The organism is Streptosporangium brasiliense (assembly GCF_030811595.1).
Taxonomy (GTDB): Bacteria; Actinomycetota; Actinomycetes; order Streptosporangiales; family Streptosporangiaceae; genus Streptosporangium; species Streptosporangium brasiliense.
In genome coordinates, this window is record NZ_JAUSRB010000002.1 from 8,240,002 (window position 1) to 8,262,842 (window position 22,841).

The following is a 22,841-nucleotide window of genomic DNA, read 5'->3' on the forward strand; positions in this document are numbered from 1 at the left end:
TCCCCGGTGTCACCGGCATCGTGGAGCGTCTCACCGGCGCTCGGCGACCGCGCCCGCCTGGCCGGCCCAGCTGATCCGCCCCTCGTCGATCGCGCAGGCGGTGTCGCAGTGGCGGGCGACCAGGTCGAGATCGTGGCTGACCAGGACGACCGTCAGGCCGCGCTCCTCGCGCAGGCGCATCAGCAGCTCCATGAGGGCGTGCGCGGTCCGGGCGTCCAGCGCCGAGGTCACCTCGTCGCAGACGAGCACGGCGGGGTCGGCCGCGAGCGCGCGGGCGAGGGCGACCCGCTGGCGCTGCCCGCCGGACAGCTCGTGCGGCAGGCGGCCGGCGGTCTCGGCGGGCAGCGCCACGTCGGCGAGGAGCCGCTCGACCCGGGCCGGGACGTCGGCGGGATCGGCGCGCCGGTGCAGGCGCATCGGGCGAGCGAGGACCGCGCCGACCGTGCGGACGGGGTTGAGCGCCCCGAGCGGGTCCTGCGGCACGAGCTGGACCAGCCTGCGCTGCTCCCCGGTACGGCGGGCGAGCCGGAGCGGGAGCGGCCGGCCGGCCAGCTCGGCGACGCCTTCGGCGTGCGGGTGCAGGCCGGTGATGGCCCTGGCGAGGGTGGTCTTCCCCGCGCCGGACGGCCCGATGACCGCGTGCGCGACCCCCTGGCCCAGCTCCAGCTCGACGTCGTGCAGGATGGTCCGGCCGCGCCTGCCCGCGCGGGCGCGCAGCCGCCGCATGGCCAGCGCCGGCGAGCTCCGCGCCGTCCCCGGAGCCGTCCGCCCCGAGCCGGCGCCAACTCCCGGGACCGGGGCCGGACCCGGGGCCGGGGCCGGGGTCCGGGGGGCCAGCTCGATCACCCGGTCGGCGACCCGGCCGACCAGGTCCCTGTCGTGGGAGGCCAGGATCACGGCCATGCCGTGGCGGTCGGCGAGCTCCCGGACGAGCAGGCCGATCTCCCCTCCCAGCGACGGGTCCAAACCCGCGGTCGGCTCGTCGAGGAGCAGCAGGTCCGGACGGCGGGCGAGGGCGCGGGCCAGGGCCAGGCGGCGCTGCTGACCGCCGGAGAGCTGGTGGGGGCGGCGGGCCAGCAGCTCGTCCCCGGCGGGCAGGCGCACCTCCGCCAGCAGCCGGCGGAGCTCGTCGAGGCCGGGCCGGACCGCGAGCTCGGCCAGCAGGTGGCGGACGCGCATGCGGGGGTTGAGCCGCGCGGCCGGGTCCTGGTCCACCAGGGCGATGTGGTGGCGGCGGAGCAGGCGCAGCCGTACCGGATCAAGGCCCAGGACCTCCTGGCCCAGCACGCGCACCCGCCCTGAGCGGTGGGTCAGGCCCTCCGGCAGCGCCCCCAGCATGCCGCGGAGCGCGGTGGACTTGCCGATCCCTGAGGGCCCGGTCAGGGCCACGACGGCGCCCCGCTCCCCGGTCACCGGGGGCACGTCCACCACGACGCCGCCCGCCGGGTCCGTCAGGACGAGGCCGTCCATCTCCACCACCGCCGTCCTGGAGCTCACAGCCTGGTCACCGCCCGCCGTCCGGGCCGCGGTGCGAGCACCTCGGCGGCCGCCTGCACGCTCAGCGCCAGCACTCCGATGGCCAGGCTGGGGACGACGACCGCCCAGGGGTTGAGCAGGATGCCGGGCGCGTTCTCGCGGACCATCAGGGCCCAGTCCGCGGCCGGCGGCTCCGGTCCGACCTCCAGGAAGGCCGCGGTGGTGACCACGTACACGGCCGCCACGAAGCGCAGGCCGAGCAGGACCAGCAGCGTGGCACGGAGGTTGGGCAGCACCTCGCGCCAGATGAGCTGGGGCAGCCGCTCTCCCCCGGCGGCGGCGGCCTCGACGTACCCCGACCCGGCTATGGGCGCCGCCGCCCCCGCCACCATGCGGACCGCGTACGGCAGGGAGACCACGACGGCCGCGGTGACCAGCGCCACCCGGCCGCCGCCCCGCCAGGAGAGCACCACCAGCAGCACGGCCAGCACCGCGGGCAGCAGGATCATGAGGTCGGCGAGCCGCTCGACCAGCCGGCCGAGGGCGGGGCGCAGCGCGGCCGCCGTCCCCAGCGCCGCGGCGGCGACGGTGACCGCGCACGCCACGGCGAGCGAGGTGAGCAGCAGGTCGCGGCCTCCGGCCAGCAGGCGGCTGAGGACGTCCCTGCCGAGCTCGTCGGCGCCCAGCGGGACGCCGGGGCCGGGCAGCGCGTAGGGGGCGGCGACCGGGGCGTCGATCGCGTGCGGCGCGAGCAGCGGCCCCACCAGCGCGATCGCCGCGATCAGGCCGGCCGGCACGAGGCGGAGCACGGTCCTCATGAGCGCCTCACCGAGGCCCAGCCCCGCACCAGGTCCGCGGCCAGCAGCACGGCGAGGACGGCCACGCTGGTCGCCACCACCACGCCCGCCACCAGGGGGGTGTCCCGGTCGCGGACCGCTCCGGCGAGGACGCTGCCGACGCCCGGGTAGTTGAAGATCGTCTCGACGACGACGGCGCCGCCGAGCAGCATGCCCACCGACGTCGCCGCGCCGGCGGCGATCGCGGGCAGGGCTCCGGGGAGCACGTGCCGCAGCAGCACCCGGCGGGGCGGGAGCCCGTCCAGGACGGCCGCCTCGACGTGGGGCGCGGTGCACTCGTCGGCCAGCGCGGCGCGGACGATGCGGGTGTTCCACCCGATCTGCGGCACGGCGAGCGAGAGCACCGGCAGCACGAGCATGGCCGCCGACGCGGGCCCGCCGCCGCCCGCGGCGGTGACGGTGACCGCGGGCAGCAGGTCCGCCCAGAGCGCGAGGACCAGGACCAGGACGCTCGCGACCACGAACTCCGGCAGCGCCGCCACGATCGTCGACGTCCCCGAGATCGCGCGGTCCAGCGCCGAGGAGGGGCGGAGCGCCGCGGCTCCGGCCAGCGCGAGCGCGGCCGCCACGGTGACGGCGAAGGCGAGGCCGCCGAGCAGCAGCGTGTTGGGGAAATGGCGGCCCAGGACCTCGGCCACCGGCTCGCCCCGGGACGTCACGCCCAGGTCACCGGCCGGCAGACCGGCCATCCAGCGCAGGAAGCGGATCCAGAGGGGCTGGTCCAGCCCGAGCTCCGCGCTGCGGGCGGCGACGGCCTCGGCCGAGGCGCCCCGGCCGAGGCTTGCGCGCGCGGCGTCGCCGGGCAGGAACTCCATCGCCGCGAAGACCGCGACGAGCAGGGCGGCCAGCAGCGCGACCCGCTGGGCCAGCACGCCCAGTCCCCGCAGGAGGAGGGGCGCCGGCCCGGACGGGGCGGGCCGGGCCGCCCGCCGCGCGGACGGCCTGGCCACGGCGCGGCCGGCGGTCAGGCGCTCAACCATGCCCGCTCCAGCTGGACTCTGCCGTAACCGGGCAGCCTGGGCAGGCCGCCGACCCCCGCGGCGGCCAGGTCGACGCCGTCGGCCATGCCCCACAGCAGGTAGCCGGAGCGCTCGTGCTCCAGCCGCTGGAGCTCGCGCAGCGCGTCCGCGCGCCGGGCGCCGTCCGGGGCGCCGACGGCCTTGCGGTAGGCCGCGTCGAAGGCCGGGTCCTTCCAGCCGGCCTCGTTCTGGGCGGCGTCGGAGCTGAGGGTCTTGCCGGCGAAGAAGACCACCGAGTCGTTGGTGCCCCAGTAGGTGGTGTAGAGGGGGGCCTTGAGCCAGGTCTTCTCCCAGAAGACGCTCGGGTCCTGCTTGACGACCTTGATGTTCAGCCCGGCCTCGCGGACCTGGGTGGCGAACAGGGTCGCCGACTCGGCCAGGCCGGGGATGTCCTCGGTGGTGAACAGCTCGTAGGTCTGGGACAGGTCCAGGCCCGCCTGGCCGAGGAGCCGCTCGGCCTGTGCCAGGTCGCGGGCGCGCTGCGGGATGTCCTTGGCGTAGGCCGGATCGCCGGTGCCGAGGACGTCGTTGGCGACCGCGCCGTAGCCGGACAGCACCTGCCTGACCATGGCCTCCCGGTCGACGGCCAGGCGCAGCGCCAGCCGTACGCGCTCGTCGGCGAAGGGGCCGTCGGCGGTGCGCATCACGATCGGCATGGCCATGTCGTCGGGGCGGCGGATCACCTGGACACCGTCCCTGCCCTCGGCGGTGCGGGCGGCGACCGCGCCCACGTTGGAGGCCAGGTCGATCTGGCCGGTCAGCATGGCGTTGGCCATGGCCTGCGGCGACTCGAACATCCGCACCTCGATGGCGTCCAGCGGGACCTCGCCGCCGTGCCAGGAGTCGTTGCGGACCAGGCGGGCGCTGCCGTTCCGGAAGGACTCCAGGCGGAACGGGCCGGTGCCCGGCGCCCTCGCCACGTCCTTGGTGTCCTCCTTCAGGACGAAGGTGGTCAGCCGGAGCAGCAGCGGCACCTCGCTGTTGGGGTAGGCGCTGGTGAGCGTCACGGCGTCGCGGCCGTCGGCCCTGATCCCGCCGGCCTCGACGCCGGGCAGCCGGGTCGCGCCGGCCGGTGTGGCGCGCAGCCTCCGCAGCGACCAGGCCACGTCGGCACCCGTGACCGGCGTCCCGTCGTGGAAGGTCGCGCCCTCGGCGATCGTGAAGCGCCACCGCTTCAGGTCGTCGGACTCCCAGCGGGCGGCCAGCCGGGGGGCCACGTTGGGCCGGTCCCCGGGGACCGTCAGCGCGTCGTGGACCAGCGCGAGGATGAGGTAGTCGCTCTCGTTGACCTGGACGCCGTGCGGGTCGCGGGTGACCGCGGACGCCTTGCCGACGGCTCCCACCCGCAGGGTGCCGCCGGGTCTGGGCGGACCGGCCGGGGGCGTGGCGCCGGCGGCGGCCCGCCGGGGTCCGGAGCCGCAGGCCGACAGCAGCAAGGCCGCCCCCAGTCCTCCTCCGGTCGCCAGGATCCGTCTCCTCGTCAGCTCCACCTCCGGCTCCTCCCTTACGGCGTCATTAAGGTTTGCCTACCCTAATTTTTTCGCCAACTCAAGGCCGGAAATGTCCGTTTCGATGCGTATTTGCAGATCACGAGCTTATGACGGAGAGATTATATTTTTATAACTTAGGCAAGGCTTGCCTTATCAATTCTTGGTGGACTAGCGTCCCATTCCATCGATCGACACCCATGAACTCCGGGACCGGAACGTCATCTCTCGACGGACCAAGGCGGTAATCCAGGTGTGCTCCAACCCGACCCCTGTCCGAGAAATCGGACCTGACACGCTCATCAGCCGGGCAACTGCCCTTGTATCGACGTATGAAACGGCGTCGAACCCTGAACTGATCCAGCACCTCCCAGAGGCGGCCGCCGACCTCGGGGACCTCTGCCCCCCGCCCGCCCCGGCCACCGGCCTGTACGTCCTGCGCGGCCTGCCCGTCGACGACGCCGGCCTCGGCGCGACCCCGCCGCACTGGTCGGACGCCTCCCCCGAACGCACGGCCGTCTGGGACGTCGCCATGCTGCTGCTGGCCGCCACCGCCGGCCGGCCGTTCGGCTGGGAGGGACAGCAGGACGGGCGGCTGGTGCACGACATCGTGCCGAGCCGCGGCCACGAGCACGGGCAGACCGGCGCGAGCAGCACGGTCACGCTCGCCGCGCACAACGAGGACGCCTTCCACCACGGGCGCGCCCACCTGATGCTGCTGGGCTGCCTGCGCAACCCCGACCGGGTGGCGACCAGCGCCGCGGCCGTGCGCCACACCGATCTCGACGGGGCCGACATCGAGACGCTGTCGGCCCCCGTCCTGCCCATCCTCCCCGACGACGCCTACGACGAGGCCCGGGGCTCCGCCCTCGAGCCCCCCAGGGTCCCGACCCTGTGGCAGGGCGAGGACGGACTGTGCCTGCGCTTCGACCCCGCCTACACGCCGCTGGAGCAGGCGGGCCCCGGCTACCGGGCCGCCTACGGGCGGCTCGGCCGCGAGCTGGAGCGGGTCAGGACCGGCGTGCGGCTCGACCCCGGCGACGTGCTCGTCATCGACAACGACGCGGTCGTGCACGGCCGCGAGCCGTTCCGCGCCCGCTACGACGGCACCGACCGCTGGCTCAAGCGGGTCAACGTCCGCCTGCCCGACCGCGCCCGCCCGCCGGCCGAGGCCACCGAGCACGGGTACGGCCAGCGGCCGATCGATCCCTGCCAGGAGCGGTGATGCGGGTTCTGAGCAGGAGCGACCTGGCCAAGGTGGAGCTCGGGCCGGCCGAGGTGATCGCGGTGGTGGAGGAGGCCTACCGCGCCCTGGCCGCCGGACTGTCGGCCAATCCGAGCAAGCTGACGCTGCAGCCGCCCGACGGGCACTCGGTGTCCTACGCCATGCTCGGCCGGGACGGCACCCGCGGGGTGGTCGCCTTCAAGACCTCATACCGGTTCCACCCCCGGCGGGAGTGCTACTACACCTCGCTGACGCTCTACGACGACGTCTCCGGGCGGCCCGTCGCCCTGATGGACTGCGGCGGGATCGGCGCGATGCGCACCCCGGCGGCGTCGGCGCTGCTCGCCCGCGAGTGCGCCGCCCCCGGCAGCCGCAGCGCCCTGGTGATCGGCACCGGGGTGCAGGGGCGGCAGGCCCTGCCGTACCTGACGGCCGCGATGCCCGAGCTGGAACGGCTCATGGTCTTCGGCACCCACCCCGACGGGCTGCGCGCCGTACGGGACTCGGTGCCCGGGCGCGAGGTGGAGGCCGTGCCGGACCTGCGGGCCGCGGCGGCGGAGGCCGACGTGGTGCTCGCCGTCGCCGGCCCCGCCACCACCGCGGCGGTGGAGGCGGACTGGCTCCGGCCGGACGCGCTGTGCGTCCTGGTCGGGTACGGCCTGGCCCCCTCGACCCTGCACCGGGCCGGCCGCGTGCTGGCCACCAGCGCCGCGCAGATGGCGGTGACCGGTACCGACCTGGCCGACGAGCACGGCGTGCTGCGCCCGGTGGACGCCGAGCTGCCCGACGTGCTCGCCGGCCGGGCCGAGGCGCGGACCGGCGGCGGGCAGCGGATCTTCGCCTACAACAGCGGCCTGGTGATCACCGACATCGCGCTCGGCCACCACTACGCGCGGGTGGCCGGGGAGCGCGGGCTCGGGCAGGTGATCGACCTGTGGGACTGAGCGCGCCCCTGCCCGCCAGGCTGTCGGAGCCGGCGCGCACCCTGCTCGGCAAGGGATCCGGGCTGCTGCGGGAGCTCGCCTACGGCCTGCGCGGCCCCTACCACGTGCTCCTGCCCGACCGGTTCGCGGCCAACCTGACCGCCTTCCTGGAGGTGTTGGAGGAGACCGGCGTCACCGGCGAGGTCCACTACGCCAAGAAGGCCAACAAGGCGGCGTGCTGGATCGAGACCTGCGCGGAGCTCGGCGCGGGGGTGGACGTGGCCAGCGTGCCGGAGCTGCGGGACGCGCTGGGCCACGGCGTGCGCGGCACGCGGATCGTGGTGACGGGCCCGGCCAAGTCGGACGACCTGCTCCGCCTGGCCGTACGGCACGACTGTCTGATCACCGTGGACGCCCTCGACGAGCTGGACCGGGTCGCCGCGCTGGACGGCGCGCGGATCATGCTGCGCGTCACGCCGCCGAGCCAGCCGCACAGCCGGTTCGGCATGACGCCGCAGGAGCTGGAGCGGGCGCTGGAGCGGTGCGGGCCGCCGCGCCTGGAGGGGTTCAGCTGCCACCTGTCCGGCTACGAGGTGGGGCCCCGCGCCGAGATGGCCGCCCTGCTGCTGCGCTGGTGCGAGCGGGCGCGGGCCCGGGGCATCCCCGCCACCCGCATCAGTGTCGGCGGCGGGTTCGCGGTGGACTACCTTGCGGCCGAGGACTGGCGGCGCTTCACCGACGATCCCGCGCACTTCCACGCCGGCAGGCGGTTCGACGGGTTCTACCCCTACCACTCGCCGGTGGCCGGGGCGGCGGCGCTGCGCGCGGTGCTGGCGGCCAGGCCCGGCGGCGGGAGCGCGGACGTGGCGGCCCTGCTGCGCGGCTCCGGGGTCACGCTGATCCTCGAACCGGGCCGCGCCCTGCTCGACCAGGCGGGCCTGACGGTCTTCCGGATCCAGGGCGTCAAGGACGCGCGGCACGGCAGGGAGTACGGGATCGTCACCGTGGACGGCACCAGCCTGAGCCTGTCCGAGCAGTGGTTCAACAGCGAGTTCCTGCCCGAGCCGGTCCCCGTCCCGGCGCGGGAGGGGCCGGCGTCGGAGTCCTGCGTGGGCGGGGCGAGCTGCCTGGAGTCCGACATGCTCACCTGGCGCAGGATCACCCTGCCCGGCCGGCCGAGGCGCGGGGACCTGCTCGTCTACCCCAACACCGCCGGATACCAGATGGACTCCAACGAGTCGCCGTTCCACGGGCTGCCGCTGCCGCCCAAGGTCGTGGTGAACGCCGACGGGAGCTGGCGGCTGGACCGGCCGCCGGCCTGACCGGACCTGCCCGACCAGCCCGACCAGAGGAGTGATCACACTGCGGATCGTACGGAAAGTCACCGACCTGATCGGCCGGACGCCCCTGCTGTCGCTGTGCCAGGGCCGCTCCGGCAGCCGGCTGCTGCTGAAGCTGGAGCAGTTCAACCCGCTCGGCACCGCCAAGACCCGGATGGCGCTGGAGATGGTGCGCGAGGCCGAGCGCCGGGGCGCGCTCCGTCCCGGCGGCCACATCATCGAGTCCACCTCGGGCAACACCGGCCTGGGGCTCGCGCTGGTGGCCGCCGAGCGCGGCTACCGCTTCACCGCCGTGGTGGACGGGCACGCCTGCCCCGACAAGCTGCGGGCGATGCGGGCGATGGGCGCGGAGCTGGTGTACGTCACCGGCGACGGCGACGGCGAGCTGGCCACCGCGGCGCGCGAGGAGCTCGCGGCCCGGCTGGCCAAGGACACCGACGGCGCGGTCTTCACCGAGCAGCACAACAATCCCAGCAACGCCGGGGGTTACCGGGCGCTGGCCCGCGAGCTGGCCGAGGCGCTGCCGGAGGGCGTCGACTACCTGATCGGCGCGGTGGGCACCGGGGGGTCGCTCTGCGGGACGGGCCGCGAGCTGCGCCGCACCATGCCCGGCGCGCGGATCGTCGGGGTGGAGCCGGTGGGCTCCATCGCCTTCGGCGGCCCCGGCGGCCCCTACCACCAGTCGGGCACCGGCACCCCGCCGGGCGCGCCGATCGGGGCGCTGGTCGACTTCGACCTGATCGACGAGGGGCGCAAGGTCTCCGACCGCCGGGCGTTCGGCACCGCACGCGCACTGGCCCGCCGTACCGGCCTGCTGGTCGGCGGGTCGGCGGGCGGGGTGGTCCACGAGGCGCTGCGCCTGATGACCTCCGTGCCGCCGGGATCCACGGCCGTGGCGGTGGTCAACGACACCGGGGAGAAATACCTCGACACCGTCTTCGACGACGCGTGGATGGCCGGGCACGACCTGCTCGACCCCGGCGTGGAGCGCGAGGTGGGCGAGCTGCTGGCCGAGCTGTCGTCCGGTCTGCCGTCCGAGCTGCCGTCCGGGCTGCCGTCCGGGCTGCCGTCCGGCCTACGCTAGGACGGCGGCCAGGTCCTTGGGCACGATCGACTTGATGTCCTCCCACCCCTCTTCGCCGATGTGCTCCCGCAGCGCGTGGACCACCGTGTGGATCAGCCGCTCGGCGTCGCCGCCGATCTCCTCCAGGATCTTGTCCGGGAGCCTGCCGCGCACCCGGGCGACGAACTCCGCGGCGTCCATCCTGATCGGGGCGCGGCCGGGATCCCAGGAGCCGTAGTAGATGCCGCGGGTCAGCATCGGCAGCCGGGAGCCGAAGCGGGCGATCTCGTCAACGGTGAGGCGGTCGCGGAGGGTGTGCAGGACCACCCGGAGCGCGGTGTAGGAGCGGTTCCTGCGCGCCTTCGGCCATCCGTAGGCGTCCTCGACCATCTTGAGAACGCGGTTCGTCTTGTCCACGGCGGTGTCGAAGGCCGGGAAACCCGTTTCGACCATCCGACTCATCTCCCTCCCTTGAACTGCTCGGGCGGCGGACGGGCGGGTGCCGGGCCCCTCCCCCGGTGCCCGCCGGGCCCCGCGCGCCGGCGCCGGACCCGCCCGGCCGCTACGCGCCGGCGCCGGACCCGCCGGGACTCTGCGCGCCGGCGCCGGGTCCGCCGGCCTCCGACGCGGCCCGGAGAAGCTCCCGCACCTCCGTGTCGCCTGTCTGGGTGAAGTCCACGTAAGCCTGCCCGACCGCGAAGAAGGGCGACGGCGTGCTGGCGCAGACCACCTCGTCGACCAGCTCCGCCAGCTCCCGGCAGGTGGAGGCGGGCGCGGCGGGGACGGCGGCGACGATCCGCGCCGGCCGCAGCGAGCCCAGGGCGTGGATGGCCGCGCGCATGCTCGCACCGGTCGCGAGACCGTCGTCGACCACGATGAGGGTCTTGCCGGCGAGGTCGGGCATGGTCCTCGCCTCCCGGTAGAGCCGCTCCCGCCGGCGCATCGCGCGCCGCTCCCGTTCGGCCGCCTTCTCGACGGTCTCCGGTGAGAGGCCGCGGCCGTCGATGATGTCGTCGTTGAGCACGATCACGCCGCCGTCGGCGATCGCCCCCATCGCCAGCTCCTCGTGGCCCGGGACGCCGAGCTTGTGGACGAGGAAGACGTCGAGCGGGGCGGCGAGGGCCCTGGCGATCTCGTAGGCCACCGGCACCCCGCCCCGGGGCAGTCCCAGGACGACGACGCCGGGCCGGTCCCGGTAGTGCGCGAGGAGACCGGCCAGAACGCGGCCGGCGTCCCGGCGATCCTGAAACAGGCGATCCGTCATGGCTACCGCCTCCCCATTTGGAGCATTCCTTTATTCCCATTTAGTGGCAATCTAAACTTTTAACGCCATCCTAAATTAGAGCACTCCGGACATTCGACGGAGAGGTCAAACCTCCGTTGGTGAAATCGGGGAAATCCCAGGCAGACAATCGGGTAGGGAAGCGCCATGAATGACGAAGCCGATACGACACGATGGGATGTCCCGACTCCGGTTATGGTGGACATCCGGCTTTCGGTCAACCGTAATGACTATCCGGTCACCGTGGACACCCGGGAGACGCTCCTCGACACCCTCCGCGAGCAGCTCGATCTGGTCGGGGCGAAGAAGGGCTGCGACCACGGGCAGTGTGGGGCCTGCACGGTGCTGGTGGACGGGCGGCGGGTGAAGTCCTGCCTGACGCTGACGGTGACCCTCGACGACCGGGAGATCACCACCGTCGAGGGGCTGGCCGAGGGAGACACGCCGCACCCGCTGCAGGCGGCGTTCATCGAGCACGACGCCTTCCAGTGCGGATACTGCACGCCCGGACAGCTCTGCTCGGCGGCCGGGATGCTGGCCGAGGTCCGGGCGGGATGGCCGAGCGCGGTCACCGCGGACCTGAACGCCACGCCGCGCCTGGACGACGACGAGATCCGCGAGCGGATGAGCGGCAACCTCTGCCGCTGCGGCGCCTACGTCAACATCGTCACCGCGATCGGGGAGGTGGCGCGGTGAGGCCCTTCGTCTACCGGCGGGCCACGGACGCGCGGGCGGCCGTGGCCGCGCTGGAGGAGCAGCCCAACGCCATGTACCTGGGCGGCGGCACGAACCTGGTGGACCTGATGCGCCTGGGCGTCGCCTCGCCCGAGGCGTTGGTGGACGTCACCCGGATCGCCCCCGACACGGTCGAGGAGACCCCGGACGGCGGCCTGCTGATCGGCGCGGGCGTCCGCAACAGCGATCTGGCCGCCCACCCGACCGTGCGGCGGCGCTACCCGATGCTCGCCGAGGCGGTGCTGTCCGGGGCTTCGGGGCAGATCCGCAACATGGCCACGGTCGGCGGCAACCTGCTGCAGCGCACCCGCTGCTCCTACTTCCAGGACGTCTCCAAACCGTGCAACAAGCGGCGGCCCGGCTCCGGCTGCCCGGCCGTCGAGGGTGACCACCGCAACCTGGCGATCATCGGCCACTCCCCCGCCTGCGTGGCCACCCACCCCTCGGACATGGCCGTGGCGCTGGCCGCGCTCGGCGCGGGCGTGCGGGTGGAGGGACGGCGCGGGGCCCACCGGGTGGCGATGCCCGGCCTGCACCGGCTGCCCGGCGACGAGCCGGACCGCGACACCGTGCTGGATCCGGGCGACCTGATCACCGCGGTGGAGCTGCCGGCGCTGCCGGCCGCGGCCCGGTCGCGCTACCGCAAGGTCCGGGACCGGGCCTCGTTCGCGTTCGCGGTGGTGTCGGTGGCGGCGGCGCTGGAGGTCGCCGACGGCACGGTCCGCGACTGCCGGATCGCCTTCGGCGGGATCGCCCACGTGCCCTGGCGGGCCGAGCTCGCCGAGGAGGCGCTGCGTGGGGCCCCCGCCACCGCGGCCGAGTTCGCCCGGGCGGCGGACACCGAGCTGGCCCGGGCACGGCCGCTGCGGGAGAACGGATTCAAGGTGCCGCTCGCCCGGAACGTTCTGGTCCGCACCCTCACCGAACTCGTGGAGACGCCATGACCACCACGACCCCGTCGTACGTCGGCTCGGCACTGGACCGGGTGGAGGGCCTCGACAAGGTCACCGGCCGTGCCCGGTACGCCGCCGAGCACTCCCCGCGGGACCTGGCCTACGCGGTGCCGGTGCAGGCCACCGTCGCCCGCGGCGAGATCCGGTCCGTGGACGTCGACGCCGTCCTCAAATACCCGGGCGTGATCGCCGCCATCTGGTACGGCAACGCCCCCAGGCTGGCCCCCGCCGACGACGCCGAGCTGGCCGTGCTCCAGTCGCGGCGGGTCGCCTACCGCGGACAGTACGTCGCCGTCGTGGTGGCCGAGACGCTCCAGGGGGCCAGGGAGGCGGCCGGGCTGGTGCGGGTGGAGTACGCCGTCGAGCCGCACGACGTCGAGCTGCGCGCCGACCACCCGGGGCTGTACCGGCCGGACCACGTCAACCCGGCCTTCCCCACCGACACCGAGCAGGGTGATCCGGACGCGGCCCTCGCCGCCGCCCCGATCGTGCTGGAGGCGACCTACAGCACCCCGGCCGAGCACAACAACCCGATGGAACCGCACGCGACGGTCGCCGTCTGGGACGGCGACGGGCTGACGCTCCACGACTCCACCCAGGGGGCGCCGGCGGTCCGCGACACCGTCGCGTCGCTGTTCGGCATGCCGCCGGCGAACGTCCGGGTGATCTCCCCGCACGTGGGCGGCGGCTTCGGGTCCAAGGGCGCCCCGCACCCGCACGTGATCCTCGCCGCGCTCGCCGCCAAGCAGACCGGCCGCCCGGTCAAGCTCACCGTGACCCGGCAGCAGATGTTCGCGGTGACCGGCTACCGCACGCCCACGATCCAGCGGGTACGGCTCGGCGCGGACACCGACGGGCGGCTGACCGCGATCGTGCACGAGGCGTTCGAGCAGAGCTCCACGATCCGGGAGTTCGCCGAGCAGACCACCGTGCCCACGCGGATGATGTACGCCGCGCCCGGCCGGCGCACCAGCCACCGGCTGGTCCGGCTCGACGTCCCCACCCCGGCCTGGATGCGTGCGCCCGGCGAGACCCCGGGCATGTTCGCGCTGGAGTCGGCGATGGACGAGCTGGCGATCGCCTGCGGGCTCGACCCGGTCGAGCTGCGGATCCGCAACGAGCCGGAGATCGACCCGGAGAGCGGGCTGCCCTTCAGCTCCCGGAACCTGGTGGCCTGCCTGCGCGAGGGGGCGCGGCGGTTCGGGTGGGCCGGGCGCGATCCCGCGCCGCGGATCCGGCGCCGGGGCCGGCTGCTGGTCGGGACCGGGGTCGCGGCCTCCACCTACCCGGTCTACCGGAGCCCCTCCCGGGCGAGCGCCCGCGCCGAGCCGGACGGCCGCTTCACCGTGCGGATCGCCGCCACCGACATCGGCACCGGCGCCCGGACGGTGCTCACCCAGATCGCCGCCGACGCGCTGCGCACCTCGGCGGACCGGGTCCGGGTGGAGATCGGCGACAGCGCGCTGCCCACCGCCTCCCTGGCCGGCGGGTCGATGGGGACCGCCTCGTGGGGCACGGCCGTGGTGCGGGCCTGCGAGGCGCTGCGGGAGGAGCTCGACCGGCGGGGCGGGGACCCGGCCGGCGGCGTCGAGGCGGACGCCGACACCACCGAGGAGATCAACGGACAGCGGCGGCTCGCGCGGCACGCCTTCGGCGCCCAGTTCGCCGAGGTGGGGGTGGACGCCGACACTGGGGAGACGCGGGTGCTCCGGCTGCTCGGGGTGTTCGCCGCCGGGCGGATCGTCAACCCGAAGACCGCGCGCTCGCAGTTCGTCGGCGGCATGACGATGGGGCTGTCGATGGCCCTGCTTGAGGAGAGCGTCATGGACCGCGAGTTCGGCGACTACCTCAACCACGACTTCGCCCAGTATCACATCGCGGCCTGCGCGGACGTGCGCGACGTCGAGGCGTTCTGGATCGAGGAGGACGATCCGCACCTCAACCCGATGGGTTCCAAGGGCATCGGCGAGATCGGCATCGTCGGCACCGCCGCGGCGGTCGCCAACGCGGTCCACCACGCCACCGGCGTCCGGATCCGCGACCTGCCGATCCGCCTCGACAAGCTGGTCGGGTAGGGCCGCGCGGGGACTCATCTCCGCGCGCCCGGGGACTCCTCTCCGCTCTCCGCGCCGCCCGGGGGTTCCTCTCCTCGCCGCCCTGGACCCCTCTCCGGGGGCCCGGGGACTCCTCTCCGCGCCGCCACGCGCTCCCTCGTCGGGGCGCGTGGCGGCGCCCTCGTGACGGGCCGCGGCCTAGGTGGACTTGGCCAGCATGTCGTTCGGGTCCAGCACGTACTTGCGCGCCGCGCCCTTGTCGAATTCCTCGTAGCCCCGCGGGGCCTGGTCGAGCGAGATCGGCGTGGCGTTGACCGCCTTCGCGATCTGTACCCTGTCGTGCAGGATCGCCATCATCAGCTGGCGGTTGTACCGCATGACGGGGCACTGGCCGGTGGTGAAGGCCAGCGACTTGGCCCAGCCGAGACCGAGCCTGATCGACAGGGATCCCACCTTGGCCGCCTCTTCCGCGGCCCCCGGGTCACCGGTCACGTACAGGCCGGGGATGCCGAGCGCGCCGCCCGCGCGGGTGAGGTCCATGAGCGAGTTGAGCACCGTGGCGGGGTGTTCCGTGGCCGCCTCGGCACCGTGGCCGCGGGCCTCGAAACCGACGGCGTCGACGGCGCAGTCCACCTCGGGTTCGCCGAGGATCTGCTCGATCTGGTCCTTCGGCTCGCCCTCGGACACGTCGATGGTCTCGCAGCCGAAGCTGCCGGCCTGGGCCAGACGCTCCTTGTTCAGGTCGCCGACGATGACCACGGCGGCCCCGAGCAGGAACGCCGACGTCGCCGCGGCGAGCCCGACCGGACCGGCGCCCGCGATGTAGACGGTCGACCCCGGCTTCACCCCGGCGGTGACGCAGCCGTGGAAACCGGTCGGGAAGATGTCCGAGAGCATGGCCAGGTCGAGGATCTTCTCCATCGCCCTGTCCTTGTCCGGGAACTTCAGCAGGTTCCAGTCGGCGTAGGGGACGAGCACGTAGTTGGCCTGCCCGCCGACCCAGCCGCCCATGTCGACGTAGCCGTACGCCGAACCGGCCCGGTCCGGGTTGACGTTCTCGCAGACTCCGGTCTTGCCCTCCTTGCAGTTGCGGCAGCGGCCGCAGGCGATGTTGAACGGTACGGAGACGAGATCGCCGACCTTGACGAACTCCACGTCCGGGCCTGTCTCGATGATCTCGCCGGTGATCTCGTGACCAAGGGTCAGACCTGTCGGCGCGGTGGTGCGGCCGCGGACCATGTGCTGGTCGCTGCCGCAGATGTTCGTCGCGACGGTCTTGAGGATCGCCCCGTGCGGGACCTTGCGTCCCACGTTGGCCGGGTTGACCCCCGGGCCGTCCTTGAGCTCGAATTCGGGGTAGGCGATCTCCTGGACCTCGACCTTGCCGGGTCCCTGGTAGGTGACGCCTCTGTTGTCCGGCATGACGTTCCCCCTCCTTCGCCGGAAGCGCCGGCCGGACGGCCGTCCGCCGCTGTCACGGGGCCGTACGGGCCGCCTGCCCGCGTCCGGTACCCCCGGACACGTGACCGGCGGCTGCGACGGGCGCCGCGGACGGGGACGGGACGGAGCCGAGTCCGGCGTGGTCCGGCGTGCCGTTTCCCGTGAGGGGGGCGGCGGCCGGGCCCGGGCGGGGGAGGTCATGGCCTCCATGGCCTCCATGGCCTCCATGGCCTCCGAGCGGCCTTCCCGGCGGGTAGCCGGCCATCGCAACCCCCGACGACGGTGGTTCTTTCCCCAGGTCAAAGTACATACCCGACGACTACTCCAGTAACCGGGCAATCTCCTCACGGAGCCGGACACCGGCCTCCCGGCTGACCGGGCGGGCGGCCCCGTCGGGCTCCGTCGGGCTCCGTCGGGGCCGGGATTCCTCGGGCGTACGGCGCGCACCGGCGGCGTTCAGCACCCGCCCGGCACATTCCGCGCACCGGCACTCAGCACCTGCCCGGGTGCGGCGCCGGGCACCGGCGGTGGACCTCGTCCACCCGCTCGGTCAACCCCCGGCGGTCGAGGTGCTCCAGCAGCGGCACCGCGACCCGGCGGCTGGTGTCCAGGGCCTGCCTGGCCTGGCTGACCGTGAACGGCTGCGGCAGCCGGGCGAGCAGCTCCGCCGCCCGCGTCTCCGCGCCGGGCGCCAGCAGGATCCCGTCGGCCACTCGGAACAGGGCTCCCGCCCGCACGGCCGCCGCCAGCTCCCGGGGCCCCAGTCCCAGCTCGGCCAGCCGCCCGGCCTCCGGCGCCCGGAAGGGGCGCGCGGCCAGCTCCGCGCGGAGCCGCTCGACCGCGCGGGCCACCGGGGCGGGCAGGCCCGCGGGGCCGCTGACGATCCGCCCGTCGACGACGGCGAGCGGGGGCCGCACGAGCGCCGCGACCAGCCGCCGGTCGGGCAGGCCGAGCCCGTGGCGGGCCGCCTCGACCGGCATACCCGGCTCCAGCGGATGCCCGGCGGCGTAGCGCCGTACCGCCTCGGCGAGCCGCTCCCCCAGCGCCGACCAGTGCGCCGGGTCGGCGTGCCAGTCGCCGCACACCGGCCGTCCCGCCGGGACGCACCCCATGGCCAGCAGCTCACCCGCGCGCAGCAGCGGGTGGCCGACCGGCAGCGCGGCGGCGTCCGGCGGGGCCCCGGCCAGCCGGGCCGCGCGCTCCCGGGCCGCGCCCCTGCGGCGCAGCGCGGGCGGGCGCACATCGAGCACGCTCGCCCCGGCGAGGACCCGCACCTCGGAGCGGTCCCGGCCGGGGTCGCGCAGCAGCAGCACGTCGCCCAGGTGCAGCGGCAGTGGCCGGGCCAGGCGGAGCCGTACGATCCGCCCGCCGAGCGGCCGCACCGCGCACACCACCGCCGCCGACCCGATGTGCGCGGTCAGCCGCCGCGGCAGGTCGGCCCCGTCCCGGCCGGCCGGCCCGCGCTCCCGGGCCGGGGCCTCCCGCCCCCACCGGCCGCCGCCGGCCGCTCCGCCCGCGCCGGCTCCCACGGCCGCTCCCACCGGGGAGATCCGCACGTCCACCAGGTTGGTGCACGTCCAGCCGCCCGGCGTGACCAGTGCCTCGCCCCGCCCGGGGAGGCCCTGCCCGCGCAGGTTGACCGCCACCCGCGCCACGCCGGTCACCGAGGCCAGCGGCTCCTTCAGGCATTCCAGTCCCCGCACCCGCACCGGCCCGCCGGGGAGGGCCAGCTCGTCCCCGACCGCGATCGTGCCCGCGGGCAGCGTCCCGGTCACGACGGTGCCGCTGCCCCGCACGCTGAAGACCCGGTCGATCCAGAGGCGCACCGGCGCCCGCGGATCGGCCGCCGGCAGCGCGGCCACCAGCCGGTCCAGCGCCCGCAGCAGCTCGCCGAGGCCCTGCCCGGTGCGCCCGCTCACCGCCAGCGTCCCGGCCCCGCCCAGGCCACCGGCGGCCAGGCGGGCCCGGGCCTGATCGGCCGCCGGCCCGGGGTCGGCCAGGTCGCAGCGGGTCACCACGAGCAGGCCGTGCCGTACTCCGAGGGCCTCCAGGGCGACCAGGTGCTCCTCGGACTGCGGCATCCAGCCCTCGTCGGCCGCCACCACGAACATGACGGCGGGCACCGCCCCCACCCCGGCCAGCATCGTGCCGAGAAACCGCTCGTGCCCGGGGACGTCGACGAAGGCCAGCCGCTCCCCCGAGGGCAGCGCCGTCCAGGCGTAGCCGAGCTCGATCGTCAGTCCCCGCCGCCGCTCCTCGGCCAGCCGGTCGGGCTCCATCCCGGTGAGCGCCCGCACCAGCGTGGACTTGCCGTGGTCGACGTGGCCCGCCGTGGCGACGACGTGCATCAGCCCCGCGCCCTCAGGACCGCCCGCACCACGTCGCCGTCCCGGTCCGGGGGGAGGGCCCGCAGGTCGAGCAGGAGCCGGCCGCCCTCCACCCGGCCGACGACCGGGGGCTCGCCGGTCCGCAGCGGTACGGTGAACCGCTCGGGCAGGCTCACCGCGGCGCTCGGCAGCCGCACCCCCGGTGCTCCCCCGCCGCCCACGGCGGCCTCGCTCGGCACGGCTCTCGCGTCGACCCCGGCTCCGGCCAGCTCCCCGGCGAGCGCCTCGGCGCGCCGGCCCAGCGCCGCCGGATCGGCGTGCAACGCCTCATGGACGGGCGTGGCCGGGCCGCGCAGGGTGGCCTCCAGCGCGGCCAGCGTCAGCTTGTCCACCCGCAGGGCACGGGCGAGCGGGTGCCGCCTGCACCGCTCGACCAGGTCACGGCGGCCGAGCAGCAGGCCCGCCTGCGGCCCGCCGAGCAGCTTGTCGCCGCTGGCGGTGACCAGGTCGGCGCCGGCCTTGAGCGCGCCCGCCGCGTCGGGCTCCCCGGGCAGCAGCGGCTCGTGCGCCAGCAGGCCGGAGCCGATGTCGGCCACGACGGGCACGCCGAGGTCGCGGAGCTCCGCGACCTCGACCGCGCCGGTGAAGCCCTCGATCCGGAAGTTGGACGGGTGCACCTTGAGCACGAACCCGGTCTCCGGTCCCACGGCGGCCGCGTAGTCGGCGTGAGAGGTGCGGTTGGTGGTGCCCACCTCGTGCAGCCTGGCACCGGTGGAGACCAGCAGGTCGGGGATGCGGAACCCGTCGCCGATCTCCACCAGCTCGCCCCGGCTGACCACGATCTCCCGCCCGGCGGCGAGCGCGGTGGCCACCAGCACGAGCGCGGCGGCGTTGTTGTTGACCACGTGCACGTCCTCGGCCGCGGGCACGGCCCGGGCGAGCGCCTCCACCGCGCCCCGCCCGCGACGGGCACGGGCGCCGGTGGCCAGGTCGAACTCCACGTCGGCGGAGCCGGCGGCGGAGACCGCCGCGGAGACCGCCGCGGCCGACAGGGGCGCGCGGCCGAGATTGGTGTGGAGCAGCACGCCGGTCATGTTGAGCACCGGCCGCATGCTGGCGGCGTACGGCGGCAGCGCCGCCACGGCCGCGTCCGCGACCTCCTCGGGCGCGATCTCGCCCTGCCGCGCCCGCCGCTGGGCATGGGCCACCGCGTCCTTGACGACCGCCCGGCCCAGCCTCCCCACCGTCGCGGCCAGCCGCGGGTCGGCGAGCACGAGGTCGGTGCGGGGCACGCGCCTGCGTGAGTCCATGGTTCGAAAATAGAACGGAGGCGGACGGGAATCGAACCCGCCGGGCCGAGGACCTCGACCTGTCTCCCTCACCCGGGACGCGTCCGGCTCCGGCCGCGAGGTGCCCGCCCGCTCTCCCGCGAGAAGAACGGGCGGGGCGCCTGTCAGTCGGACGTGAGCGAGCCCGTCAGTCGGACGTGAGCGAGCCCGGCCCGCGGTCCTCGTAGGTGATGTTGTTCGTGTCCACCCAGATGGCGTCCGTGTGCGAGGACGCGCCTCCCCCCTGGTAGTACCTGTCGGGCCCGTATCTCCAGGCGCATCCGGTACCGCTGCAGAACAGCGCCTTGAGCCGGAACCGGCCCGTGGTGTTGCCGTTGTCGCAGTCGATCCAGGCGGTGTGCAGGTCGGGGGACCACCCTCTGGTGCAGGTCACAGCTTGAGCCGGAGTCGCGGTGACGGTGAGCGTGAGGGCGGACGACAGAGCGAGGGTCGTCGCGATGGTCAGGGACTTTTTGAATCTCATGTGGGGGGTTCCCTTCTGCCGTGGATCCGCCGCCGAATGGGCGCTCCAGGTCGAGATCATCCTTATATGACTCCATGGGACCGGCAATGATTCATCCATATTTGTCCACTTATGGACAGAAAGAACTCCCGCTATCCATCAGGACAGAAAGAGGCAATTCACCGTAGGAGGCGGGCCCCTGAGGCATTGTCCGCACGCCCCCGCCCGGCACACGGAGGATGCGCATCAGGCGGTCGAACCGGCGCGGTCGCCCTCTCCGGCTTTCCCGCGTTTCCCAGGTGGCGGAGACGGACGGGAATCCAACCCGCCAGGCCGAGGACCTCGGCCGCGTCGATTTCGAAGTCCGCCAAAGGTCCGCCAAGGGCATCTCCCGTCACCTCTCGACGACTCCCGTAGTTTCCCGTTGTTGCCGCTACCGCCAGGGGACACGATCGGTAGGACTTCGCCCGATGCGCCGGAGCCGATCCAGAGACGTTCTTTCCGGAGAAGGGCGGCTCGGTCCGCGACGCGGAGCAGGTCTGCCCCTCGTGTGAGGTACGGACCGACGGTCTGGCCTACGCGCTCGACAACGGCGAGGCGTTCGGCGTATGGGGTGACCGGTCAGAGCGGGAGCGCCGCCGACTGCGCCCCGGCCTGGCGGCCGGATGTCTACCCCGCTACCTACAAGCGGACTGATAGCTCGGATTATCAGCCGGTCTAGGCGATCTTGACTTCGCGCTCCCCTGAACGCCGTTCGGCCCTACAGGCAATCAGGAGCCCCAACAGAACCCAGCTCACCAGCCAACCCGTCACCCACGCCGATCGTCCCCTTACCACACGCCATCCTAGGAGTGATCACCGTGAGGACTACCCGTCATTTCATCGCCGCCGTGTTCGTCACAGCCCTTGCAGGATGCAGCACGGGCGCGGGCAGCTCGGCGCCAGCAGTGACCGTCACCACGACTCGGCCGGCACCCGCGGAGACGACCCGCAAGCCGATCACGCAGGAAGACAAGGAGCCCACCCCCGTGGTAGAGAAGGCGGTGAAGAAGACGCTGCCGAATGTGGTCGGGATGAACCTGCAGAAGGGGCAAGACACGATGCAGGCCGCCGGGTTCTACGTTCTCAACGACAAAGACGCCACCGGCCAGAACCGCTTACAGGTCTTCGACCGTAACTGGGTGGTGACCCGGCAAACCCCCGCTGCGGGCCGCAAGGTGCCGATCGACACGCTGGTCACCCTCTACGCGAAGAAGATCGGCGAATAGTTCAGCTGACATCCCTCCACACCCCTGCCCTTCGGGTGGGGGCGTTTGCCCTCCCGGGCCGGCCAGCTTCCGCCAGCCTACTTCTACTGCCGCATGTTCTCCTTGCGGGTCGGCCGCCGGGAGGGGCGGGTGCGCTGCTCGAACCGCAGGTGCGTGGACTCCAACGGCAACGCGCCGGTCGCCATGATCGATAAAACCACCTGAACGGGGACACCGCGCTCGTCCGAGCTGACGGTAGAACTATATTCTATAGAAAGGTGTTGTGAACATTGCTCCTATAAGATCGTCCAAGTTCCAACCTGTCCGCCCTATGGATGCTGAACTGCTGGCGGCCATTGTTTCTGTGTACTACCGTTTTGGCGTAGGCATTGCGGACAGCTGAAGAACTTTCAGGCGAGGCGATATTCATAGAATGGAAAGTTAGTCAAGTTTGATAAACCTCTAGGAGCTTTCCAGTATCTGTTTCTCGATCTCCGTGAAGCTCGACCAGAGTGCTCCCACGCGTCGACTTCCCATGTCGTCCAGTCGGATTACGCCGATCTGCCAGATCGCACTCATCGCCGCAGAAAAAGGATCCTGGTCCAATGCTGCAGTGAGGACTCCAGCCGCAAGGTACTGATGGTGTAGCTGCTCTGCCGACGGACTGGTCATACCAGCTTCGCGGGCAGCCGTTCCCCGCCTTGACAGTTCCTCCTGGAGGCGACTCAGCTCACTGCGGAGGCCGACGAATACGGCAGGATCCGGCTCCGACAGGGCGGTGAAAGCACGTTCTACCAGCGGATCGCTGAGCCCACACGCCGTGCAGGCGGTCTCGGCCACCAGAACGGCAATCTCTCGGAGCCGGGCTGGAGAGGGATCGGCGACGATTGCAGCCACTTTCGGGTCGCCCGCCAGAAAAGCACGCTGGTCGACTACTTCCTCATCGGTTAGCTCCTCGCCAGTCGTATCCGTCGGTGGATCCAGGATCGCACTCAGGTGCTCCGCGCTCAGCCATTCCTCATCCAGGCGTTGATCGCTGAACGTCTCGCCTAATGCCAACCCTGCCACCCGCACATCGTCTTCAAAGGCTAGATCCTGCCATGCGGACAGCGCAACTGGAAGGTCCTCTAGGTCTTCCAAGGTGAACGGATCGAAATTCGCCAGTACGCGCCCACACTCGGCGTAGGCGATCTGCGCTTCGCTGTTGACGTTCCAGAACACGCTCAGCGCTCGCCCTTTACGCGACAGTTCCGACAAGACAGATAGACGCGATCCTTGGAAGCCATTCGGCTCGATGAGTGCAACCCACTTGCCCAGACGTCCCACCAAGGCTGCTCCGGCGTATGTCGGCATCGCGTCATACGCAGCGCGTACTGTCTGGGCGAAAGTCCGCTCAGCCATTCCATCTTCCCGCCGTCCGACTCTAAGGAGCGCCTCCTCGACCGATAGGCCTTCCACCCAAGTGACGCATAGCGGCATGGTGAGCACACCGTCCACCAGTGAACGATAGTGCGGCAATTCGTCTATCACGTCTTCTCCCGTCTCACCCGCTCAGTGGGCCGACCTCCAGAGAATCCCGGAGGTCGGCGTGAGTCACCTGGTCATTCGAAGTCTCGCTCTGG

At 73.3% G+C, this 22,841-nt stretch carries 19 protein-coding genes, 1 tRNA gene and 1 pseudogene; 9 read left to right on the forward strand and 12 right to left on the reverse strand.

Features of this window, described 5'->3' with window-relative positions:
* Positions 1-30: 30 nt before the first annotated feature.
* From J2S55_RS46790 to J2S55_RS46805, 4 genes are read right to left on the reverse strand one after another with little or no spacing between them, the layout of a single operon-like run.
* The gene (locus J2S55_RS46790) at positions 31-1,497 is read right to left on the reverse strand and encodes an ABC transporter ATP-binding protein (protein ID WP_306875134.1); all 1,467 of its coding nucleotides are present in this window, start codon (positions 1,495-1,497) and stop codon (positions 31-33) included.
* Entirely contained in the window at positions 1,494-2,294 is an 801-nt protein-coding gene (locus J2S55_RS46795; protein ID WP_306875136.1) for an ABC transporter permease subunit, read from the reverse strand. Before J2S55_RS46795 ends, J2S55_RS46790 begins: the two co-directional genes overlap by 4 nt.
* Positions 2,291-3,313 carry an ABC transporter permease gene (locus tag J2S55_RS46800; RefSeq protein ID WP_306875139.1) on the reverse strand — a complete coding sequence of 341 codons (1,023 nt, stop codon included), beginning with the start codon at positions 3,311-3,313 and terminating at the stop codon, positions 2,291-2,293. Before J2S55_RS46800 ends, J2S55_RS46795 begins: the two co-directional genes overlap by 4 nt.
* On the reverse strand, positions 3,298-4,842 hold the full coding sequence (locus J2S55_RS46805) for an ABC transporter substrate-binding protein (protein WP_306875141.1): 1,545 nt from the start codon (positions 4,840-4,842) through the stop codon (positions 3,298-3,300). The genes J2S55_RS46800 and J2S55_RS46805 overlap by 16 nt, the downstream gene beginning before the upstream one ends.
* A gap of 250 nt (positions 4,843-5,092) precedes the next feature.
* Here J2S55_RS46805 and J2S55_RS46810 point away from each other — a divergent pair, with 250 nt between their 5' ends.
* From J2S55_RS46810 to J2S55_RS46825, 4 genes are read left to right on the forward strand one after another with little or no spacing between them, the layout of a single operon-like run.
* Complete coding sequence (locus tag J2S55_RS46810; RefSeq protein WP_306875142.1) at positions 5,093-6,064, forward strand: TauD/TfdA family dioxygenase; 972 nt, start codon at positions 5,093-5,095, stop codon at positions 6,062-6,064.
* Entirely contained in the window at positions 6,064-7,008 is a 945-nt protein-coding gene (locus J2S55_RS46815) for an ornithine cyclodeaminase family protein (protein ID WP_306875145.1), read from the forward strand. The genes J2S55_RS46810 and J2S55_RS46815 overlap by 1 nt, the downstream gene beginning before the upstream one ends.
* A complete protein-coding gene (locus J2S55_RS46820) occupies positions 6,999-8,309 on the forward strand; it encodes an alanine racemase (protein ID WP_306875147.1) in 1,311 nt (436 codons plus the stop codon). The genes J2S55_RS46815 and J2S55_RS46820 overlap by 10 nt, the downstream gene beginning before the upstream one ends.
* Before the next feature lie 31 nt (positions 8,310-8,340).
* Positions 8,341-9,411, forward strand: coding sequence for a PLP-dependent cysteine synthase family protein (locus J2S55_RS46825; protein WP_306875150.1), 1,071 nt, complete (start codon positions 8,341-8,343; stop codon positions 9,409-9,411).
* On the opposite strand, the gene J2S55_RS46830 is transcribed toward J2S55_RS46825, so the two are convergent.
* Positions 9,403-9,843, reverse strand: coding sequence for a DUF2267 domain-containing protein (locus J2S55_RS46830; protein WP_306875151.1), 441 nt, complete (start codon positions 9,841-9,843; stop codon positions 9,403-9,405). The genes J2S55_RS46825 and J2S55_RS46830 overlap by 9 nt on opposite strands.
* 109 nt (positions 9,844-9,952) lie before the next feature.
* Positions 9,953-10,654, reverse strand: a complete 702-nt coding sequence (locus J2S55_RS46835) for a phosphoribosyltransferase (protein WP_306875153.1) — start codon at positions 10,652-10,654, stop codon at positions 9,953-9,955.
* 165 nt (positions 10,655-10,819) lie between these two features.
* Between J2S55_RS46835 and J2S55_RS46840 the strand changes: the two genes are divergently transcribed.
* The 3 genes from J2S55_RS46840 to J2S55_RS46850 are packed head-to-tail and all read left to right on the forward strand — an operon-like array spanning position 10,820 to position 14,435.
* The gene (locus tag J2S55_RS46840) at positions 10,820-11,368 is read left to right on the forward strand and encodes a 2Fe-2S iron-sulfur cluster-binding protein (protein ID WP_370879769.1); all 549 of its coding nucleotides are present in this window, start codon (positions 10,820-10,822) and stop codon (positions 11,366-11,368) included.
* The gene (locus J2S55_RS46845) at positions 11,365-12,351 is read left to right on the forward strand and encodes an FAD binding domain-containing protein (RefSeq protein ID WP_306875156.1); all 987 of its coding nucleotides are present in this window, start codon (positions 11,365-11,367) and stop codon (positions 12,349-12,351) included. Before J2S55_RS46840 ends, J2S55_RS46845 begins: the two co-directional genes overlap by 4 nt.
* Positions 12,348-14,435, forward strand: a complete 2,088-nt coding sequence (locus J2S55_RS46850) for a xanthine dehydrogenase family protein molybdopterin-binding subunit (RefSeq protein ID WP_306875160.1) — start codon at positions 12,348-12,350, stop codon at positions 14,433-14,435. The genes J2S55_RS46845 and J2S55_RS46850 overlap by 4 nt, the downstream gene beginning before the upstream one ends.
* A gap of 177 nt (positions 14,436-14,612) precedes the next feature.
* Here the strand turns inward: J2S55_RS46850 and fdhA are convergent, their stop codons facing one another.
* From fdhA to J2S55_RS46875, 5 genes are all read right to left on the reverse strand, one after another.
* Positions 14,613-15,836, reverse strand: coding sequence for a formaldehyde dehydrogenase, glutathione-independent (gene fdhA, locus J2S55_RS46855; protein ID WP_306875163.1), 1,224 nt, complete (start codon positions 15,834-15,836; stop codon positions 14,613-14,615).
* A 509-nt stretch (positions 15,837-16,345) separates the two neighbouring features.
* Complete coding sequence (locus J2S55_RS46860) at positions 16,346-18,202, reverse strand: SelB domain-containing protein (protein ID WP_306875166.1); 1,857 nt, start codon at positions 18,200-18,202, stop codon at positions 16,346-16,348.
* The gene (gene selA / locus J2S55_RS46865; protein WP_306875168.1) at positions 18,202-19,491 is read right to left on the reverse strand and encodes an L-seryl-tRNA(Sec) selenium transferase; all 1,290 of its coding nucleotides are present in this window, start codon (positions 19,489-19,491) and stop codon (positions 18,202-18,204) included. Before selA ends, J2S55_RS46860 begins: the two co-directional genes overlap by 1 nt.
* A gap of 166 nt (positions 19,492-19,657) precedes the next feature.
* Entirely contained in the window at positions 19,658-19,993 is a 336-nt protein-coding gene (locus J2S55_RS46870) for a hypothetical protein (RefSeq protein WP_306875170.1), read from the reverse strand.
* Positions 19,994-20,272: 279 nt separating this feature from the next.
* Positions 20,273-20,364 (reverse strand) — tRNA-OTHER (locus J2S55_RS46875).
* Positions 20,365-20,437: 73 nt separating this feature from the next.
* On the opposite strand from J2S55_RS46875, the pseudogene J2S55_RS46880 reads away from it, so the two are divergent.
* A pseudogene (locus tag J2S55_RS46880) lies at positions 20,438-20,668 on the forward strand (WhiB family transcriptional regulator); the annotation flags it as partial.
* A 164-nt stretch (positions 20,669-20,832) separates the two neighbouring features.
* The gene (locus J2S55_RS46885; protein ID WP_306875172.1) at positions 20,833-21,240 is read left to right on the forward strand and encodes a PASTA domain-containing protein; all 408 of its coding nucleotides are present in this window, start codon (positions 20,833-20,835) and stop codon (positions 21,238-21,240) included.
* Positions 21,241-21,681: 441 nt separating this feature from the next.
* Here J2S55_RS46885 and J2S55_RS46890 read toward each other — a convergent pair whose 3' ends face one another.
* Positions 21,682-22,749 (reverse strand): DUF6461 domain-containing protein, encoded by a 1,068-nt coding sequence (locus tag J2S55_RS46890; protein WP_306875175.1) that lies wholly within the window; start codon positions 22,747-22,749, stop codon positions 21,682-21,684.
* Positions 22,750-22,841: the final 92 nt, after the last annotated feature.

Excerpts from the sequence above, each read along its gene's own strand:
- J2S55_RS46835 (WP_306875153.1), bottom strand. The coding sequence starts at position 10,654 with ATGACGGATCGCCTGTTTCAGGATCGCCGGGACGCCGGCCGCGTTCTG.
- J2S55_RS46860 (WP_306875166.1), bottom strand. The coding sequence starts at position 18,202 with ATGCACGTCGTCGCCACGGCGGGCCACGTCGACCACGGCAAGTCCACG.
- selA (WP_306875168.1), bottom strand. The coding sequence starts at position 19,491 with ATGGACTCACGCAGGCGCGTGCCCCGCACCGACCTCGTGCTCGCCGAC.
- J2S55_RS46815 (WP_306875145.1), top strand. The coding sequence starts at position 6,064 with ATGCGGGTTCTGAGCAGGAGCGACCTGGCCAAGGTGGAGCTCGGGCCG.
- J2S55_RS46800 (WP_306875139.1), bottom strand. The coding sequence starts at position 3,313 with ATGGTTGAGCGCCTGACCGCCGGCCGCGCCGTGGCCAGGCCGTCCGCG.
- J2S55_RS46840 (WP_370879769.1), top strand. The coding sequence starts at position 10,820 with ATGAATGACGAAGCCGATACGACACGATGGGATGTCCCGACTCCGGTT.
- J2S55_RS46850 (WP_306875160.1), top strand. The coding sequence starts at position 12,348 with ATGACCACCACGACCCCGTCGTACGTCGGCTCGGCACTGGACCGGGTG.
- fdhA (WP_306875163.1), bottom strand. The coding sequence starts at position 15,836 with ATGCCGGACAACAGAGGCGTCACCTACCAGGGACCCGGCAAGGTCGAG.
- J2S55_RS46830 (WP_306875151.1), bottom strand. The coding sequence starts at position 9,843 with ATGGTCGAAACGGGTTTCCCGGCCTTCGACACCGCCGTGGACAAGACG.
- J2S55_RS46795 (WP_306875136.1), bottom strand. The coding sequence starts at position 2,294 with ATGAGGACCGTGCTCCGCCTCGTGCCGGCCGGCCTGATCGCGGCGATC.
- J2S55_RS46870 (WP_306875170.1), bottom strand. The coding sequence starts at position 19,993 with ATGAGATTCAAAAAGTCCCTGACCATCGCGACGACCCTCGCTCTGTCG.